Origin of the sequence: Winogradskyella sp. (assembly GCF_013213975.1) — a bacterium.
Taxonomy (GTDB): Bacteria; Bacteroidota; Bacteroidia; order Flavobacteriales; family Flavobacteriaceae; genus Winogradskyella.
The window spans coordinates 1-3691 of the sequence record NZ_JABSST010000139.1 but is presented as its reverse complement, the minus strand read 5'-3'; the positions used below and the strand labels follow the sequence as shown (position 1 = coordinate 3691).

Annotated in this window: 3 protein-coding genes and 2 pseudogenes; 1 reads left to right on the top strand and 4 read right to left on the bottom strand. The window is 33.2% G+C overall.

Translation table 11 applies throughout. The features are described from left to right. Together HRU49_RS14295 and HRU49_RS14290 are read right to left on the bottom strand one after the other, a co-directional pair. Nucleotides 1–184 (bottom strand): HAMP domain-containing protein (locus HRU49_RS14295; protein WP_296358340.1); only part of this gene is annotated, 184 nt, incomplete at its 3' end. Nucleotides 185–193: 9 nt separating this feature from the next. Further along, nucleotides 194–661: a CHASE sensor domain-containing protein gene (locus HRU49_RS14290; RefSeq protein ID WP_296358338.1), complete on the bottom strand. Its 468-nt coding sequence runs from the start codon at nucleotides 659–661 to the stop codon at nucleotides 194–196. 3 nt (nucleotides 662–664) lie between these two features. Here HRU49_RS14290 and HRU49_RS14285 point away from each other — a divergent pair. Then, a pseudogene (locus HRU49_RS14285) lies at nucleotides 665–1303 on the top strand (beta-ketoacyl-[acyl-carrier-protein] synthase family protein); the annotation flags it as partial. Between the two features lie 338 nt (nucleotides 1304–1641). On the opposite strand, the pseudogene HRU49_RS14280 reads toward HRU49_RS14285, so the two are convergent. Both HRU49_RS14280 and HRU49_RS14275 read right to left on the bottom strand, forming a co-directional pair. Continuing rightward, nucleotides 1642–2886: pseudogene (locus HRU49_RS14280) on the bottom strand (sodium:proton antiporter). 35 nt (nucleotides 2887–2921) lie between these two features. Beyond that, complete coding sequence (locus tag HRU49_RS14275; protein ID WP_296358336.1) at nucleotides 2922–3614, bottom strand: ion channel; 693 nt, start codon at nucleotides 3612–3614, stop codon at nucleotides 2922–2924. Between the last annotated feature and the right edge of the window lie 77 nt (nucleotides 3615–3691).

Here is a 3691-nt window from a genome sequence, read left to right as displayed (position 1 = left end):
CACTTTCGGTTAGGGCTTTATCTCGTTTTTCTATTTGGCTGATCATTTCATTAAAATCATCAGCTAAAGCACCTAATTCATCGTCACTCGATTTTTTTGCACGCAAGGTATAGTTTTTCTGTTGAGAAATTTTCCGGGTGAGTTTTGCCAAAGATAGAAGTGGATGGGAAAAAATTTTATGCAAAAGTGAGGTTTAAAAATATGCAAATAAGCCGACAACGACCAATATGGTTAAAAAAAGATAGGTTAATCGTAGTAATGCGTTATTGAGTTCACTTAAGTCGGAGCATATCAATACCTTACCAATAATAACATCATCTAAATAGATATTTTGTTGAACCTCGAGCGTTTGCTTGATAAATCGATATTCTTTGAACGATTTCAAAATACTATAGCTTTTAGTGCTTAAAGCATTTTTGTCTCGTGCATAGTGAGCTAATATCTTGCCTGAACTATCGTATATTATTGCGCCAATAATAGCGGAGTTTCTTTTTAATGATAGTAAAACCTCATTGGCATCTTGAGTATCTACAAATGAGACGGCAGACGTTGTATTATCAGCAATGATCCGAGTAATGGTAACTAGTTTATTTGCCATGTTTGCTCTGATGTCATACCATTGAAAAACCGCTAAACTAGTGCCTGCCAGTACGATTCCCATAGTACTTACAAACATAATGATGAGCCAGAAAAAGGGTCGCGACCAATGAGTGTTTCGGCATCAGGATTTGTTCCTGGAAGTGGTGCCGGAGCAATAGTTTTAGAATCTTTAGAAAGTGCGAAAGCACGAAATGCTACAATTTATGCTGAGGTTTTGGGTGGTGAGATTAATTCTGGTGGACAACGTAATGGCGGTACTTTGACAGCACCTAATCCAGGTGCTGTAAAACGATGTATCTCTAGTGCACTAGAAAATGCTAGTGTGAAAAATACAGAAGTAGATGTTATTAACGGTCATCTTACTGCGACCACTAAAGATGCTTTAGAAATTAGAAATTGGAGTGAAGCATTAAACCGAAGAAGAGAAAATTTTCCGTTTATTAATTCTACTAAATCTCTTGTGGGACACTGCCTTGCCGCTGCAGGCGCGATAGAGTGTGTTGCTAGTATTATTCAGCTAAACCAACAGTTTGTTGCACCGAACAAAAATTGTGAAGACTTACATCCTGAAATTGAAAAACTAGTAAATAGAAATAGGATACCACAAAAAAAATATGCACATAACTTCAATATACTAGCTAAAGCGAGCTTTGGCTTTGGTGATGTTAATGCGTGTGTTTTATTTAAGCGATTTAAGGTATAATCCCAATGAAACCTGGAATTATAGATATGTACTTACATTGAAATAGACATACTTCTACAGAGAAGTTTTTCAAATGAATCCAGTACTATTTTAATTATTTATTTCGATAGTATTGAGCGTATCCTTGTTAAGGTATTCCCTTAGTTTACTTATGTATACTTTTATACTGCGTGTAGTAAACTAGTCATTATTTTTCAGACTTTAATCATAGTTTCAGAATGGAAAATGAAAAATGATCGACTTTTTTAGCATAAAATGTAAATAATATTAGTCCAATTATTGACTTATACAAAATACCATTTATTGTGCAAAAATAGGAGAGAAATAGATCTAACTAACTACTTTGATTTGCTTTGTAATCTGCGCACCAATTTCTCAACAGATAAGCCCTGAACTAATATGGAAAATACCACAACAATATAGGTGATCACTAAAAACATATCTCTATTCATATCTTGAGATAAACCTAAAGCTAAAGCAATAGAAATACCACCTCTTAATCCTCCCCAAGTCATTATAAGTGTTGTTTTAGGCACAAAATCTAATTTCTTTTTAAATAGATTCACAGGTAGAATTAATGACAAGTACCTTGCAATTAATACGGCAGGAATTATCAATAAACCAGCAAAAATATAAGCCTTATCATATACTAGTACCAGCATTTCCATGCCTATTAGAACAAACAATATGGCGTTTAATAAGATGTCTATTAGTTCCCAGAATTTATCAACATAACTCTCTGTGGTTTTAGACATTGACGCTTTTCTCACGTGATCATGACCAACAATTAATCCAGCAGTAACTATAGCTAATGGAGCAGAAACATGAATCTTTTGAGCAATCATTGTACCGACCATAACCATAGCAAGTGTTATAATGACTTCAATTTCAAACTCGTCAATAGATTTCAACATTTTGTAAGTAAGCCAACCCAGTAATCCTCCAAAAACTAATCCTCCAAAAACTTCAACACCAAAAAGCTTAAGTACAGATACCATTGAGAAAGATTCAGTCCCTGTGGCTATTTCATAAATTGTTAAAAACACCACTACACCTACACCATCATTAAATAGGGATTCGCCAACAATTTTAGCTTCTAATTTCTCTGGAACTCCTGCTTTCTTCAAAATGCCCAAGACGGCTATAGGATCAGTTGGCGAGATTAATGCACCAAATAAAAGACAATAAATAAATGGCACATTCAAACTAAAAAGCTGAAGAATAAAATAGCTTAGACCACCAACTATAAAAGTAGAAACCAATACACCTAAAGTCGAAAAAACCAGTATAGGCCATCTTTGTACTTTTAGTTCATTGAAATTAGTATGTAATGCTCCTGCAAACAATAAAAAACTCAACATATGATCAAGGAGGAGATCGTTAAAGTCAATACTTCGGACTAAAGCAATTTCTTTTTCTAGGAGCGTAGCATTAAAATAACTTAAGCCAAATACGATTAAGGTATATTAAATGGTTATAAACATTAGTCCAATGCTACTTGGCAAATTTAAAAATCTAACATTGATATAACCAAAAATGGCAGCAAGACCAATAAGAATTGTAATGATTAAATATGCATCCATAGAATAGCAACTATAAAAAGTAAATCGGATATAAATTATTTATTGATCACTGATTCTTGATTGATGTATTTACCTACTACTATAGCTGTTAATATCACAAGATAAAACTGACCGATAAGCCCAATCAAAATAGCAGCCTTCTGAGCTATTGGTGTCACTGGCAGAATGTCTCCGTAACCTATGGTCATTAAAGTGATATATGCGTAATACATTAACTGATCTGAAAACTCTAAACTCGCATTTAGACCTGAATACGAATTAGGATACAAAATCTCTATAGATAAACAGGCAAAAAAGGAAAGTAATCCAAGTGAAATGTAACCACTTATGAGCCCAAGTATTACATTTTTCTGCACCACCTTAGATTGCCAAACTTGACGTATTATTTCTATAGTCACTATACTATAAAACAGAAAATACGAAGCAAACTTTAAGTAATTAGTTGTATTATAAGATTCCCGATCAGTAAAATTAAGCACTAGAACAACAGTAGACAATGCAAACAGCAAAAACATTAAACGAATTAAGCGTTTTCTTTTATAAACGAGAACAATACCAGCTATCAAATTAGCCAATAAAAACAAAGGCATTACCCATAATTCAAACCATTGTGCATTAATAAATACTGATCCGAAAAGAATTATTAGTTGTGTACTTAAAAATAGTTCAAAGCGATATGGATACAAGGTGCTTAACATTGCGCTATGAATCTGCCAATATAGATTCATCAAATTGATAATCTTTATAGTTTACTTTAAATAAAATACTATAAAAAGAAGGTATAAATAGTAGTGTAATAACAGTC

Coding starts and splice junctions, on each gene's coding strand:
- HRU49_RS14290 (WP_296358338.1), bottom strand. CDS start 661: ATGGGAATCGTACTGGCAGGCACTAGTTTAGCGGTTTTTCAATGGTAT.
- HRU49_RS14275 (WP_296358336.1), bottom strand. CDS start 3,614: ATGAATCTATATTGGCAGATTCATAGCGCAATGTTAAGCACCTTGTAT.